At 57.0% G+C, this 15,842-nt stretch carries 6 protein-coding genes; 5 read left to right on the top strand and 1 reads right to left on the bottom strand.

The annotated features are described in order from the left end of the window. The first annotated feature begins 220 nt into the window (after positions 1–220). Complete coding sequence (locus ACWAU0_RS21050) at positions 221–1,882, top strand: ATP-binding protein (protein ID WP_033158061.1); 1,662 nt, start codon at positions 221–223, stop codon at positions 1,880–1,882. Between the two features lie 232 nt (positions 1,883–2,114). Here the strand turns inward: ACWAU0_RS21050 and ACWAU0_RS21045 are convergent, their stop codons facing one another. Further along, positions 2,115–3,467, bottom strand: a complete 1,353-nt coding sequence (locus ACWAU0_RS21045; RefSeq protein WP_458137589.1) for an IS1182 family transposase — start codon at positions 3,465–3,467, stop codon at positions 2,115–2,117. Between the two features lie 210 nt (positions 3,468–3,677). Between ACWAU0_RS21045 and ACWAU0_RS21040 the strand changes: the two genes are divergently transcribed. From ACWAU0_RS21040 to ACWAU0_RS21025, 4 genes are read left to right on the top strand one after another with little or no spacing between them, the layout of a single operon-like run. Beyond that, positions 3,678–4,529: a sulfotransferase family protein gene (locus ACWAU0_RS21040; RefSeq protein ID WP_458137823.1), complete on the top strand. Its 852-nt coding sequence runs from the start codon at positions 3,678–3,680 to the stop codon at positions 4,527–4,529. 28 nt (positions 4,530–4,557) lie between these two features. After that, entirely contained in the window at positions 4,558–13,461 is an 8,904-nt protein-coding gene (locus ACWAU0_RS21035; RefSeq protein WP_458137822.1) for a DUF4347 domain-containing protein, read from the top strand. Positions 13,462–13,483: 22 nt separating this feature from the next. Next, positions 13,484–15,073: a TolC family protein gene (locus tag ACWAU0_RS21030; protein ID WP_458137821.1), complete on the top strand. Its 1,590-nt coding sequence runs from the start codon at positions 13,484–13,486 to the stop codon at positions 15,071–15,073. Next, complete coding sequence (locus ACWAU0_RS21025) at positions 15,073–15,840, top strand: efflux RND transporter periplasmic adaptor subunit (RefSeq protein ID WP_458137820.1); 768 nt, start codon at positions 15,073–15,075, stop codon at positions 15,838–15,840. The genes ACWAU0_RS21030 and ACWAU0_RS21025 overlap by 1 nt, the downstream gene beginning before the upstream one ends. The last annotated feature ends 2 nt before the right edge of the window (positions 15,841–15,842 follow it).

The raw sequence follows: 15,842 nt of genomic DNA, 5'->3' as shown, positions 1-15,842 counted from the left end.
GCAATAATCAGACCGTATGGCTTTGTCAGCCAAAAGTGCCAAATGTTCAACGACTTACTCTTACGAGCCTAGCGCCATGTTGTCGCGTTTGTAGCGATTTGTTTGCCATTTTGGCGCAAAACCGCTGTGCTGTCCCAGGTGGTTGCATAGATTGCTCTGGACGGGACGGGCCGTAAAAATCGTCTAAGCTTAGCCCAGCGGCTTTACCAGAGAGAACATCATGACCCAACAAACGCAAAACATCCTGATCGGCCATTTAACCGAAGTCAGAGGCGACGGTATGGATGCCCGTATCACTGAAGAACATTCAACAGCGGCGCCCATCATCAAACTCGGCGATGAAGAAATCCTGGCCGGCCATATCGGTTCGTACGTGGTGATCAGGCAGTCGCATATAGGCGTGTTGGCGCTGGTGTTCAAAATGTGGGAACGCGATCGTTTCGACGCTGCCGGCAATCGTGCAACCGACCGTTTTATTGCCTTAATCCCGGTCGGCGAGTTGAACGAAAACAATATCTTCATTCGCGGCGTGCGGCATTATCCGACGCCGGGCGCGGCGGTTTATGCGGTTGGGCTCAGCGAGATCAACGCGATTTTTTCCAAATTCCGCGATTACGAATTTTTTATTGGGCAGCTGGCCAGTCACAAGGATTATCACCTGAGCCTGGACCCACGTGCGTTGTTTGGCCGGCATTTTGCGATTATCGGTCAATCCGGTTCCGGTAAATCCTGGACCGTCACCAGCTTGATCCAGCACACCATGAAAGCCATGCCTAAGACCCATATGATCATGCTGGATCTGCACGGCGAATACTGTTGGAAACGACCAGATGGCAGTATCGAATCGGCATTTCCCGAAGAGCAAGTCAATTACGTTGATGCCATGGATTTGGAGATGCCGTACTGGATGATGTCCTATGCTGAGTTGGTGGACTTGTTCATTGATCGCGATGACAGAGGGGCCTCGATGCAGATGTCTTTCATGCGCGAAGTGCTGCAACAATTGAAGCGTAAGGAAGCCAAAGCCATTGGTCTAGGCGTGGTATCGATAGACACGCCGATTTATTTTTCGCTGGCGGAAATGTATATGCAATTCAAGGCCGCCAACGAGGAGCGTAAAGACTTTGGCAAAACCAAGGGCGCCTTATTCGGCCAGTTCGATGAGTTTTTGGTGACGATGCAGAGCCGTTTCAACGACGTGCGTTACGACTTTTTGTTAAAACCCAAAAAACGCAACAACTCGGCCAGCATGGCGGATTTGCTCAGGCAATTCGTCGGTCTGGGGCAAAAAAAGGCCAACATCACGGTGGTCGATCTCAGTTCCGTACCGACCGACGTGCGGCCGGCGGTGTCCGCGCAAGTCGGGCGGTTGGCGTATGAGTTCAACTACTGGAACCCGCGCCGCCGCGAATTTCCGATCACGCTAATCTGCGAAGAAGCGCATGCCTATATCCCGCGCGAAAAAGGCGGCCAATTCGACGGCACCAAGCGGATGATGGAGCGGATCGCCAAGGAAGGCCGGAAATACGGGGTCTCTATCGGCGTGGTTAGCCAACGGCCCACCGAACTGTCGGAAACCATGCTGGCGCAATGCAGCTCGTTTATTTGTTTGCGCACCACCAATCCGGACGACCAGCAGTATATTCGCGGCCTAGTGCCGGAGGCCGAGGGCGATTTGGCGGATATTCTTAGTTCGCTCGGCCGGGGGGAAGCGCTAGTGCTGGGCGAAGCGGCGCCGCTGCCGACCCGGGTCCAAATCTACCGGCCCAATCCGGAACCGAAAAGTAACGATGTCGATTACTACACTAGCTGGCGCGAAGGCCCGGATGACCTGGATGTGGAAGGTATCGTCGCGAACTGGCGGACGCAGAATCGGCATTGAACAAAATAACTACACTTATGCGGGAACGCTTTTCATGAACGAAGCGGAACAATTCCGGATACTAGGAGCCCGTCGGACTTAAGTTTTTTTAAGCCGAAAATTTGGCGTCAGCCAAATGATCGAAGCCCTCAAGCTGTCGTAAAGTTACTCAGCCGGTCTTGAGAATTGATGTAGACGTGCTCCCCTTGGGTTATTCGACGGCATGCAACCCTATCATTGAGTTCGGCGGGGCTTATGCCCCGGCCAGCGCATACATCCGTTTCAGGTTAAACGCCATCGCCACCAGCTTCCATTCCCCGGTTACCGCGTCCAGTCCGCGTAGCGAGAACTGGCGAAAGCCCAGTACCTGCTTGATGATCCCGAATACGGGTTCCACCGTGCATTTGCGCTTGGCATAGCGGGCCTTGCCTTCGCGGGTTTTCAGGTACCAGGCCATGTTTTCCACCGGGTCGCCGGTGTTGGGTTTCGGCGCGTCGGCCGCCAGATATTCAGCCAGGGGCACAGGGTGGCTGTCGCGGCCCATGGCGATCAAAGGTTTGATGCCGCTTCGTTCGCAAGCCTGAACGTTGGCGGCGCTGAAGTAGCCCGTGTCGGCCAGCAGGGCATCGACTTGGCCCAACGTCTCGGGGAGTTTTTTCAGCTCGGCCAACATCGGTTCGACTTGTTGCTTATCGTTGGTCTGTTGCGTGACGCGGGTGGCGACGATCAGCATCGTGTCGGCGTCGACGGCGGCTTGGCTGTTATAGCCTTGCACGAAGCCTTCATGACTGGGCATGATGCGAGATTCTTCGTCGGTCAGGTTGATTTGGTCGTCAGGCTTGGGGCCTATTTCCGGGGCCTTGGGCTCCGGCCCTCTAGGCTTTTTGCCGGCCTGCCGCCCGGTTTCCCGGCGGGCAATCTTCGCCTCATACTCCTTTTGTGCCTGCTCATCGTGCGGCTTGACCCGCTCGGCGATCTGGGTTTTGGCATCGCGCAGGGCTTTCAATCGGTCTTCACGCCGCGCCAGTTCGGCCGGCAAGTCCAGATCGTCGCGGTCGTCCGCCGCATCGGTTTCGGCGGCCTTTTGTAATAAGACCTGGACCTCGTCCCGCAGCTGCGCTTCCAGCTTTTCGATGTGACCGTGGGACAAGGCTTTATGCCTGGAGGCGTTCGCCTTCACTTTCGTACCGTCCAGCGCAATTTGCCCCAGTGTCACCAACTTCATCGCTTGGGACAGGCTGAGGACCTGGACGAACAGATCTTCCAGCTCGATCAGGAAGGTTTTGCGGAAATGGGCCAGCGTATCGTGGTCGGGATGCGTATCCGCGGACAGGAAACGGAACGCCACCGAATCGTAGGTCGCTCGTTCGATCTTACGGCTGGAAAACACGCCGGTGGCGTAACCGTACACCAGGAGCGCCAGCAACACCGAGGGATGATAGGCCGCACTGCCGCGTCCCTGGTAACGGCTGGTTAATTGGCTCAGATCCAGTTGCTCGATGACTTCGACAACAAAACGGGCCAGATGAGCCTCCGGCAGCCATTCGTCCACCGAAGGCGGTAGCACGTAAAGTTGATGGCGGTTGACGGGAATGAATCGACTCATCACAGGCTCCGTATATCTGATCTTTTGACCGTCCTTATTTTACCAAACCGATGTCGCGGTTAGATCTACTGCGCTAAAGTCTGACAGACTCCTAGAAATATATTGCTCGGGATTTATGACGCCCTGGTTTGACAGCTCTCGAAATGCTGTCTAAGTTAGTTCATCGATTCTATTTTTAATCAGGCCCGATTTAACACTGTCTATAAAACTGTGACCTACCGCTTCCATTTCATATCGGGTTTACCCCGCTCCGGATCTACATTGTTGGCGGCTATTTTGCGTCAGAACCCTAGGTTTCAAGCCGGTATGAGCAGCCCCGTTGGTGCCTTATTTTCAGGTTTGTTGAACCAGGTCAGTGCTGGTAGTGAATGGGGGCCGGTCGTTACTGTTGAACAACGGCGTCGGTTGTTAACCGGTTTATTCGAAAATTACTATGCCGATCAGACTGGCAAGGCAGTGGTCTTTGACACCAATCGTATGTGGTGCGCGAAATTACCCGCAATTTTGGATCTGTTTCCTGATGCCAAGGTGATTGCATGCGTACGCAACGTGGCCTGGATTATGGATAGTATCGAGCGTTTATATCGCAGTAATCCTTACGAAAACACCTTGTTATTCAACGATGATGTGGAGCGCAATACGGTTTACAGCCGAGTAGACACCTTAGCGCAACGCAATCGGCTGGTCGGTTTCGCCTGGGCTGCTCTGAAGGAAGCATTTTATAGCGAACAGGCCGCTTCGTTGTTGGTCGTCGATTACGAGTTGCTGGCACGGGCGCCCGAGAAAGTAGTGTCGTTGATTTACGATTTTCTCGGCGAGCCCGCATATTCGCACGATTTCGCGAATCTGCATTACGATGCGCCGGCCTTCGATAATAATTTGGGGCTATCCGGCCTGCACAGCATTCGGCCGCAAGTAGCCTTTGAGAGCAGGGCAACTGTTCTACCGCCTGACCTATTCGCGCAATATGCCGACATGGCATTCTGGCGCGACGGTCGCGGCAGTCGCGCCCACGTGGTCTCCGCGCAGCCGGCCGCCGAGCCGCTGCTGAAATCCGTTTGATGTATTGTCGATTATAGGGAGCAAGACCATGAAACTATTCGAGCGCATTCGCCCTGCCGGGACTGGACATTGTCCCAAGGCGCCACCGTTACGTGCTTGGGCCTTGGAGCCGCGAATTCTGTTCGACGGCGCGGGGGCGGTCAGTGCCGACGCCGCTCATTCGGATGCGGCGCCAACCGCCGATCAGCCGCCATCGGCGCTGGACGCTCAACATTTGCTGGATGCGGCGGCCGGCTGCCAGTTTCCGGAAGCGCCGGCCGCTCAGCCTACCGCCGTCATCTTCGTCGATAGCCGGGTCAGAGACGCCGAAACCTTGCTGGCCGGCGCCGATCCGCGCGCCGAAGTCGTGATGTTGGAGGCCGGCCGTGACGGCGTGCAACAGATGGCCGATTATTTGGCGGATCGCCACGATATTTCGGCGATTTCGATTGTCGCCGAGGGCGGCGAGGCCAACGTTTGGTTGGGCAATGCCTGGCTGAACAATGATTCAATCGGCGGTTACGCCGCTCAACTCAATACGATAGGCCAAGCGCTGGCGGCGGACGGCGATCTGCAAATCTATTCTTGCAACCTGGGCCGTGGTGTCGAGGGTAGCGCGTTTACCCAGACCCTGGCCGATCTGACCGGGGCCGACGTGGCGGTGTCCGACGACCGCACCGGTGCTGGCGCCGATTGGGACTTGGAAGTGCGCACCGGCGACATCTCGGCGCCCGCGGCGTTTTCCGCTTCGGCCATGGCCGACTACGATTACACGCTGGCGACGGTTACCGTCACCAACAATAACGACAGCGGTGCGGGGTCGTTGCGCGCGGCGATTGTGTCGGCGTCGTCCGGCGACACGATTACATTCAACGCCGGGATGACGATTACGTTGACCTCCGGCCAACTAGCGATTGCTAAGAGTCTGACCATAGACGGCGATCTGGACGACAACGGTAGCGCGGACGTTACCGTCGATGCCAATTACCACAGCCGGGTGCTGTCGATTACCAGCGGTACCGTGACCGTGGACGGTTTGACGATGACCCATGGCTTGGTCTCCGGCAACGGCGGCGCGTATAACAGCGTCAACGGCGGCGATGCGTTGGGCGCTGGGATTTCTGTGACCGGAGCGGGCACTAAGGCCACATTTTTGCATTCGACAATCACCGGCAACGTTGCGGCCGGCGGCGGCGGCAACGGCGGTAGCGACAACGGGTCTTACGGTTACGGCGGTGGCGGCGGCGCAGGTTGGGGGACGACAGTCGGCGGGGCAGGAGGCGCATTCAATGCCTCTACGTCCGGGGCTTCAGGTTCGGCGGGCACGGGTGGCGACGGTGGCTTCGCCTCGGTCTCCAGCGCAAAAGGCAGGGGTGGTAGCAGTGGCGTCAGTGGCGCCGGCGGCGCCGGCGGAACCAGTGGTAGTAACAACGCGGGCGGAACCGGTGGAACCGCCGGCTCGGGCGGACTGGGTTTTATCGGCGGCGGTGGTGGCGGATACGGTTCCGGCAGCGGCAGCGCGGTTGTTGGTCGGGGAGGGATTGGCGCCGGCGCTTTAGCGATTGGTTCCGGCGCAACCGTGTATATGGCGTCGACCTCGATCACCAATAATCTCGGTGCCGGTGGTGGTGGCGCGGGTGGTTACGGCGTCAATGGCGGGGACGGTGGAGCTGGTGTCGGTGGAATATACAACAATGGTACCTTCAAATACGAAAACTCCACCATTACCCGTTCTTCGAATTACGGTGACGGTGGTAATGCCGGAACTTCCTCCGGCGGTTCCGCCGGTGCGGCCGGCTCGGGTGGCAATGCCGGAACCGAATGGTTGGCCGGGCCCGGTAGCACAGCTGCCTGGACGCCGCCCGCGCCGACGCCGTCGATTACTTCGGCTACCTACGATGCCGGCACCAACGTACTGACCGTCACCGGCACCAATATGACCACCGGCGATACGATCGATGTGTCGAAACTGACACTGACTGGAGAAGGCGGCAATACTTATGTTTTGACCAGCGCCAATGTGACCGCCGCTAGCGCCACCAGTTTTGCGGTGACTTTGAACGCCACCGACCAAATTAACGTCGAAGGCTTGCTGAACAAAAACGGTACCTCATCGGTGGGCGGCACGACTTTCAATATAGCGGGTGCGGCCAATTGGGATGCAACACAAAGCGCGGCAAGTGACCTTACTGGAAATGGCATCACCGTCAGCAACGTTCAAACCCCGACTATAACCTCATCAACTTACGACGCCAGTGCCGCCACTTTAGCGGTCACCGGTAGCAATCTGGTTAAAGCCAGCGGCGCGACCAATGACATTACCGCCAACAAATTTACCTTTACCGGCGAGGGTGGTACGACTTACACATTAACTGACACTTCGAATGTAGAAGTGACGTCAGCCACTGCTTTTACGATTACTTTGAGCGCCACCGATAAAGCGGCAATCAATCAAATCCTCAATAAAAACGGCACCGGTTCCACCAGCGGGACTACGTATAATTTGGCGGCGGCGGACGACTGGAACACCGTTATCGGCAATGCCGATATTTCCGATGCTACCGCTAACGGCATCACCGTCAGCAACGTAGCGGTGCCGACGATTACCAGTTCGACCTACGATGCCAGCGCTGGCTCGCTGGTGGTCACGGGTACCGGTTTTCTCAAACTAAACGGTGGCACGAATGACATTGTCGCCAACAAATTTACCTTCACCGGCGAGGGTGGTACTACTTACACGCTGACCGACACCGCCAACGTGGAAATTACTTCCGGGACGGCGTTTACCTTGGTATTAAGCGCCACCGACAAAGCGGCGATCAATCAATTGATCAATAAAAACGGCACCTCGTCAACCGGCGGCACCACCTACAATCTGGCGGCCGCCGAAGACTGGACGGCCGGCGCCGACTCCGCCGTGGTGGTGGCGGATCTGACCGGTAACGGCATCACCGCCAGTAACGTCGCGGCCCCGGCGATTACCTCTTCCACCTACGACGCCAGTGCCGGCACCTTGGTGGTGACGGGCACGGGTTTTCTGAAATTGAGCGGCGCGACCAACGACATCGTCGCCAACAAGTTCACCTTTACCGGCGAGGGCGGCGCGACCTACACGTTGACAGATACCGCGAACGTCGAGATTGGCTCCGGCACCGCGTTCACGATGACCTTGAGTGCAACCGACAAGGCAGCAATCAACCAGATGCTCAACAAAAACGGCACCTCATCAACCAGCGGCACCACCTACAACTTGGCCGCGGCCGAAGATTGGGCGGCTGGCGCCAACTCGGCGGCGGTCGTGGCCGACTTGACCGGTAACGGCGTTACCGTTAGCAATGCCTCGGTCCCGGCCATCACCAGCGCCACCTACGATTTCAGTACCAATATCCTGGTGGTCACCGGCACCGGTTTTCTGTCGAAGTCCGGCGCTACCAACGATATAGACCTGACCAAGCTGACTTTTACCGGCGAAGGCGGTGCGACTTATACGCTGACCAATGCCACCGGCGTGGAGATCACATCGGCGACTTCGTTTTCGGTAACACTTAGCGGAGCCGATCTAACCAATGTGGAAGCACTGTTGAACAAGGACGGTACCTCCGCTACCAGCGCCACAACCTATAACCTGTCCGCCGCAGCCGGATGGAGTCGCGGCGATGCGACTAACGGCAGCGATACCGTTAACGCCATCACGGTGAGTAATTACGTTGCGCCGACGGTAACCTCCGCCACTTATGACGCCGGCACCAATGTCCTGACAGTAACCGGCACCAATCTGGTGTCCAAGTCCGGCGCGAACAACGATGTGGCGGTGTCCCTGCTTACGCTGACGGGAGAGGGCGGCACTTATACGCTGACTTCATCCGATGTCGAAATTACCGACGCCACCACGTTCTCGGTAACATTGAATGCCGCGGACCAACTCGTGGTGCACGGCTTGCTGAATAAGAATGGTACTTCGTCATCGGGAGCCACTGTCTACAATTTAGCCGCCGCTGAAGATTGGCTGGCGGGTACCGCCGCCGCGACGGTTGTGGCAGATCTTACCGGTAACGGCATTACGGTCAGTAATGTCCAAACGCCGACTATTACCTCGTCTACCTACGATTCGGACACTGGCGTCCTGAGCGTAACCGGCACCAATTTGTTTGGCAAGGTAGGCGCCACTAACGATATTGACCTCACCAAGTTGACATTTACCGGACAAGGCGGCGCGACTTATACGCTGACCAGCGCCACCGGCGTCGAGATAAGCTCCGCCACTTCGTTTAGCGTTACGTTGACCGGAGCCGATAAAACCAACGTCGACGCATTGCTTAACCAAATCGGTACCAGCGCAGCGGACGCCACCACCTACAATTTGGCTGCGGCCAATAACTGGCTGGCCGGGGCTGATCCGGCGGCCACCATAACCGACGCCACCAATGCCGTTACCGTGTCCATTGCTCCGAAAATTACTTCGGCCACATATGATGCGGCCACCGGCAGCCTAGTGGTGACCGGCACTAATATGCAGGCCAAAGCCGGCGCGGCCAACGACATCACCGCCAACAAGCTGACCTTTACCGGGGAGGGCGGAGCAACTTACACACTGACCGATACAACGAATGTGGAACTTACCAGCGCCACATCGTTTACGCTGGTCTTGAGCGCTACCGATAAGGCCGCGATTAACCAAATCGTCAACAAGAACGGCACCAGCTCGACCGGTTCGACTACTTATAATTTAGCGGCGGCCGATGATTGGGATGCTCAAGTCAGCGCGGGCGATACTTCGGATCTGACCGGCAACGGCATTACCGTCAGCAACGTGGCGGTCCCGGCTATTACCTCGTCTACCTACGATGCTTCCACCGGTTCGTTGATTGTGACCGGCAGCGGCTTTCTAAAACTGAACGGTGCGACTAACGACATCGTCGCCAACAAATTCACTTTCACCGGCGAAGGCGGTACCACTTATACGCTGACTGATACCGCCAACGTCGAAATCACCTCGGGAACCGCGTTTACGCTGGTACTGAGCGCCACCGACAAAGCGGCGATCAATCAGCTGATCAACAAAAACGGCACCACATCGACCGGCGGCACTACTTATAATCTTGCCGCCTCCGAAGATTGGGCGGCCGGTGCTGATGCGGCTGTGGTGGTCGCGGATCTGACTGGCAACGGCATCACCACCAGCAATGTCGCCGTGCCGACCATTACCGGCATGACCTACGACGCTAGCACAGGTAACCTGGTTTTCACCGGCACCGGCTTTCTAAAACTGAACGGTGCGACGAATGACATCGTCGCCAACAAATTCACTTTCACCGGCGAAGGTGGCGCGACTTACACCTTAACTGACACCGCCAACGTAGAAATTACCTCGGGCACGGCGTTTACGCTGATACTGAGTGCCACCGACAAAGCAGCAATCGACCAACTGATCAACAAAAACGGTACCAGCTCGACCAGTGGCACCGCTTATAATCTGGCCGCGGCCGAAGACTGGGCGGCTGGCGCCGATGCAGCGGTGGTCGTGGCCGACCTGACTGGCAACGGTATCACCGCCGGCAACGTCGCGGCGCCGGCCATTATCTCGTCCACCTATGACGCTACCACTGGGTCGTTGGTGGTGACGGGCACTGGTTTCCTGTCGAAGTCGGGCGCAACTAACGACATCGTTGCCAACAAATTCACTTTTACCGGCGAAGGCGGTGCGACCTATACCCTGACTGATACCGCTAACGTCGAGATCACCTCCGGCACCGCGTTCACGCTCACCTTGAGCGCGACCGACAAGGCCGCGATTAACCAGATCGTCAGCAAGAACGGCACTTCATCGACCGGCGCGACCACCTATAATTTGGCCGCGGCCGAAGACTGGGCGGCTGGCGCCGATGCGGCAGTAGTCGTGGCGGACCTGACCGGCAATGGCGTGACCGCCAGCAACGTCGCTGTGCCGACCATTACCGGCATGAGCTACGATGCCAGCACTGGTAGTGTGGTGGTCACCGGTACCGGCTTTCTGAAACTGAATGGCGCGACGAATGACATTGTCGCCAACAAATTCACCTTCACCGGCGAAGGTGGCGCGACTTACACCTTAACTGACACCGCCAACGTAGAAATTACCTCGGGCACGGCGTTTACGCTGATACTGAGTGCCACCGACAAAGCAGCAATCGACCAACTGATCAACAAAAACGGTACCAGCTCGACCAGTGGCACCGCTTATAATCTGGCCGCGGCCGAAGACTGGGCGGCTGGCGCCGATGCAGCGGTGGTCGTGGCCGACCTGACTGGCAACGGTATCACCGCCGGCAACGTCGCGGCGCCGGCCATTATCTCGTCCACCTATGACGCTACCACTGGGTCGTTGGTGGTGACGGGCACTGGTTTCCTGTCGAAGTCGGGCGCAACTAACGACATCGTTGCCAACAAATTCACTTTTACCGGCGAAGGCGGTGCGACCTATACCCTGACTGATACCGCTAACGTCGAGATCACCTCCGGCACCGCGTTCACGCTCACCTTGAGCGCGACCGACAAGGCCGCGATTAACCAGATCGTCAGCAAGAACGGCACTTCATCGACCGGCGCGACCACCTATAATTTGGCCGCGGCCGAAGACTGGGCGGCTGGCGCCGATGCGGCAGTAGTCGTGGCGGACCTGACCGGCAATGGCGTGACCGCCAGCAACGTCGCTGTGCCGACCATTACCGGCATGAGCTACGATGCCAGCACTGGTAGTGTGGTGGTCACCGGTACCGGCTTTCTGAAACTGAATGGCGCGACGAATGACATTGTCGCCAACAAATTCACCTTCACCGGCGAAGGTGGCGCGACTTACACCTTAACTGACACCGCCAACGTAGAAATTACCTCGGGCACGGCGTTTACGCTGATACTGAGTGCCACCGACAAAGCAGCAATCGACCAACTGATCAACAAAAACGGTACCAGCTCGACCAGTGGCACCGCTTATAATCTGGCCGCGGCCGAAGACTGGGCGGCTGGCGCCGATGCAGCGGTGGTCGTGGCCGACCTGACTGGCAACGGTATCACCGCCGGCAACGTCGCGGCGCCGGCCATTATCTCGTCCACCTATGACGCTACCACTGGGTCGTTGGTGGTGACGGGCACTGGTTTCCTGTCGAAGTCGGGCGCAACTAACGACATCGTTGCCAACAAATTCACTTTTACCGGCGAAGGCGGTGCGACCTATACCCTGACTGATACCGCTAACGTCGAGATCACCTCCGGCACCGCGTTCACGCTCACCTTGAGCGCGACCGACAAGGCCGCGATTAACCAGATCGTCAGCAAGAACGGCACTTCATCGACCGGCGCGACCACCTATAATTTGGCCGCGGCCGAAGACTGGGCGGCTGGCGCCGATGCGGCAGTAGTCGTGGCGGACCTGACCGGCAATGGCGTGACCGCCAGCAACGTCGCTGTGCCGACCATTACCGGCATGAGCTACGATGCCAGCACTGGTAGTGTGGTGGTCACCGGTACCGGCTTTCTGAAACTGAATGGCGCGACGAATGACATTGTCGCCAACAAATTCACCTTCACCGGCGAAGGTGGCGCGACTTACACCTTAACTGACACCGCCAACGTAGAAATTACCTCGGGCACGGCGTTTACGCTGATACTGAGTGCCACCGACAAAGCAGCAATCGACCAACTGATCAACAAAAACGGTACCAGCTCGACCAGTGGCACCGCTTATAATCTGGCCGCGGCCGAAGACTGGGCGGCTGGCGCCGATGCAGCGGTGGTCGTGGCCGACCTGACTGGCAACGGTATCACTGCAAGCGTTAATAACCCGCCGCTGGCTAGTGACGCTGTTTTTTCGGTGGACGGCACCGGCAGCCACGTTTTTAACCCCGCTGATTTTCACTTTAGTGATACCGACAATACTGATAGCTTGCAAGCTATTACCATCCTTAGTTTGCCGACTACTGGTAGTCTGACGCTGAACGGTGTGGCAGTCAGCATCAGCCAGTCGATTAGCGTCGCTGATTTGCATGCAGGTTTGCTGGTATATACGCCAGCTGAGAACGTCGACGCTAGTGTAAGTTTCGGATTTAGAGTTAACGACGGTGCAGCCGATTCCGTAGCCAGCTATACCCAAACGCTTAATGTAATCGCAGCCTCAACGACCAATGCCACGCAAACCGTCGACTTCAATGGCGGTAACACCGGTCTTCGGGTGACGGGTGTCAGTGTGGCAACTCCGCCAACCAGTGGCGCCACCGGCGGATTGGTTGACGCCGGTATTACCACTACCAGTAGTCTTGGCGGTGGCGTGGCAAGTGGTGGAGCTTTTGGTGGTGGGGCGGGTATCGGCGCTGGTCTTATAGGCGTCTCGACCGGCGGTTTTGGCGTCGATCCAGCCATTTTTACCTCGGATATTAACGGTTCTAGTTGGTCCTCGAGCAGTGGTCAGACCTCTTCCTTACAAATGGAAGCGAATATCGATTCCGGCAGCGGTAATTTCACTATACCAGCCGAAGCGTTGTTAGGTCTTGATACCAGCTCCGGTGTTAGTTTTCAGGCAGCGCAAGCTAATGGCAGCAGTTTACCGGCATGGATTCGTTTCGATCCGGTCACCGGCAGTCTAAGCTTGAAGGAAGGCGCCACTACTAAAACCATCGTTAAAATCACGGCAACCGACGGCAAGGGAAATCAGACTGTGATAACGGTTATTCTGAAGCCCAAAACCTCGCAGGGCGAGGGCCGGAGTGATGGGCAAGGGCGCCCCACGGGAGGCCGGCCGCAGTCTGGCGGGCAGCGGTCGGGTTCGGCAGCCGATCCTCATGTTACACCGCGAGCCGCGCTTGGCGGTATGTCGCTCAGCGAACAAATCCAAGCCTTTGGCACACAGGGTAACCAACGAGATGCCGATGCATTACTGCAACATATCGGCAAATTGTATGGCCAATCGCACGACGTCGCATAAATTCATTAACCAGGAACGCTTTATGAACAATCATCTCCCCCATTCTCCAAGTTTGTTTCCAGGTAGCCTGTTAGCCGCTGCTATCGGCGCAATCGTTCTCAGTGGTTGCTCGCTGGCGCCGTCGCCATTAACTCAACAAGAGCGGCAGAGCCAGATTGGCAGTGATCAGGTCAAACTGTTTCAGCAGCAGGAGCCGCTGGTCGGGCCGCTTAGTGTGTATCAGGCCATGTCGCGCGCGCTGAAATATAATCTGGACCACAGGGTCAAAATGATGGAGCGGGCGGTGGCGGAAGGCCAGGCGACACTGGCACGCTTCGATCTGTTACCGGACGTGGTGGCTTCCGCCGGGTATCGAAGTCGGGATAATTTCAATGCTTCCAGTAGCCGTTCTATTTCCACGGGCCGGCAATCGCTGGAAACGTCGACGTCCCAAGATCGCAGCCGTTTCATGGGCGATTTAAGCCTGCGTTGGAACATTCTGGATTTCGGCGTCAGCTATTTCCGCGCTCAGCAGGAAGGCAACAAGGCGTTGGTGACGGCTGAAAGCCGCCGTAAAGTCAGTCATAATCTGATGAAAGACGTGCGTAGCGCTTATTGGCGGGCGTTGAGCGCGCAACGGATGACCGCCAGAATTCAGCCGGTGTTGGCCGAGGCGCAACACGCATTGGCATTGGCCGAACAGGCCGAGGCGGAAAAACTACGCTCGCCGCTGGATGCGCTGCGTTATCGCAAAAGTTTGCTGGAAATCGTTCGCCGTTTGGAAGGGCTATTGGAACAGCAGCAAATGGCCAAATCCGAGCTGGCTGGTTTGATCAATTTGCCGCCCAATCAGGACTTTAAACTGGCCGATGATAGCGCGAATCCCTGGCCGCAGGTGGTCAAACCGCAATTAGATATAGACAAAATGGGCGATTTGGCCCTACAACTGCGGCCGGAACTGCGTCAGGAAATGTATCAAACCCGCATCGGCTCCGCCGAGGTTAAAAAAGCCATGCTGCGCCTATTGCCAGGCGTGGAAGTGCAGTTGGGCGGTAATTACGATTCCAACTCTTATCTGTTAAACCAAAGTTGGGGCGAGATCGGTACCCAGATTTCCAAAAATCTGTTCGAATTGTTATCCGCCCCACAAGCCATCGCCACCGCCGAGACACAGGAATCATTGGCGCATTCCCGGCGCTTGGCAGCGCACATGGCGATTCTGACTCAGGTTCATCTGGCGCAACAACAGCTGGCCTTGGCGGACAAGCAATACCAACGTAGCTCCGAACTGGACGACGTTAACCAAAAAATTCATCACCATGTACTGAATAGCGAGTTGACCGAAGCGATGAGTTCCGTGGAGCGGATTCGGGTATCGGTCGATTCGGTATTGTCTGAATTACAGCGCCGCCAGGCCTATGCCGAGTCTCAAGATGCCTTGGGCAAATTGTATGTATCCTTGGGCTTCGATCCGCTGCCGGCGACAACGGCCGACGACTCGGTGGATACCTTGGCGAATGCTATCGAAGCCATCGATAAGGAATGGAACCAAGGGCATTATCCGGTGCAGGCGACGGACGATCCGCAGCCGGAAAATACCACTGAAACGGCGACAGGGGCAGGCAAATCGTGATGTTGAAAAAATCCCTGTGTGTTTGGACGTTAACCGGTTTGTCGGGCTTGCTGTTGGCCAATGCCTCGGCCGAACCGGCCCCCGCGCAAAACCAAGCCGTCGAAACCGAAATTCGCGCCCAGCTGACGCCGCGCAACGAAACCACTTTATCCGCGGAAGTGGCGGCGGTGATCAAAGAGTTGGCAGTACGCGAAGGCGAGCGTTTCAAGAAAGGTCAAATGCTGGTGGGCTTCGATTGTTCGATACAGCAGGCCCAGTTGCAAAAGGCGCAAGCCACTGCGGACGGCGCCGGTAAGACCTTTGATGTCAATTCCAGGCTATCGCAACTGGAATCGGTCAGTTCTCTGGAAGTTGACGTGGCCAAAGCCAAGTTGGGCGAAGCCAGGGCCGACATCGCCCTGACCAAGGCCGGCCTGGAAAAATGCCGGATTCATGCGCCATTCGATGGCCGGGTCGCGGCGCTGAAGGCGCATGAGCATCAACATCTGAAGGTCGGCGATCCGATCATGGACGTGCTGGACGATAGCCAGCTGGAAATCAAATTAATCGTACCTTCCTTGTGGCTGCGCTGGTTAAAACCAAAACAGGTGTTTCAGGTGCATATCGACGAATTGGACCGCGATTATCCGGCCGAGGTCGTGACACTGGGTGCCCGTATCGATCCGGTGAGTCAAACAGTCTCGATAACGGGTCGGGTCACAGGCAAGCATAGCGAACTGTTGGCGGGCATGAGCGGCCGGGCGCTGTTCCCGGATAAGGCGCATTGATT

This window comes from Methylomonas sp. Uni0009, assembly GCF_054188105.3.
The sequence above is the reverse complement of the archived record's forward strand: the minus strand, read 5'-3'. Positions and strand labels throughout refer to the sequence as shown.